Source organism: Nocardioides antri (assembly GCF_008373765.1).
In the GTDB taxonomy this organism is placed as follows: Bacteria; Actinomycetota; Actinomycetes; order Propionibacteriales; family Nocardioidaceae; genus Nocardioides; species Nocardioides antri.
The window spans coordinates 1-357 of record NZ_VUJW01000172.1 but is presented as its reverse complement, the minus strand read 5'-3'; the positions used below and the strand labels follow the sequence as shown (position 1 = coordinate 357).

The 357-nt window shown below is 36.7% G+C and carries 1 protein-coding gene; it reads right to left on the bottom strand.

Annotated features, from left to right (window positions below; genetic code table 11):
- Positions 1–44 precede the first annotated feature (44 nt).
- On the bottom strand, positions 45–167 hold the full coding sequence (locus F0U47_RS22920) for a hypothetical protein (protein ID WP_281291029.1): 123 nt from the start codon (positions 165–167) through the stop codon (positions 45–47).
- Positions 168–357: the final 190 nt, after the last annotated feature.

The window sequence follows — 357 nt, the reverse complement described above, 5'->3', positions numbered from 1 at the left end:
TTCCTTCTATTAAGTCAAAACTAGAGCTGTTGCCAGGTCTTGGTTCAGTTAAAGCGAAGCTGGTATTTGTAATTTTTTTTTTCGTTATCATAATCTTGACCATCATCATCATCACTGTTTTCATCACCCGAGTCGCTATCATCGTGATGAGTCGACATAGGGCTCATCGGCGTAGTTTACAACTCGGTCGATACGGTCTTCTTTTTTGTCTATAATTAATTATTTTTTGAAGATATTCGATTCGTAGTAATCGAATGTTACTTTTTTCAATTACCAGCTTCCGATTATTTTCTGTTTTTTTTTTCCATCTGAAGCCTAGCTCTTTCATAATTCGTCGTAAACTTCATTCCGAGCCCG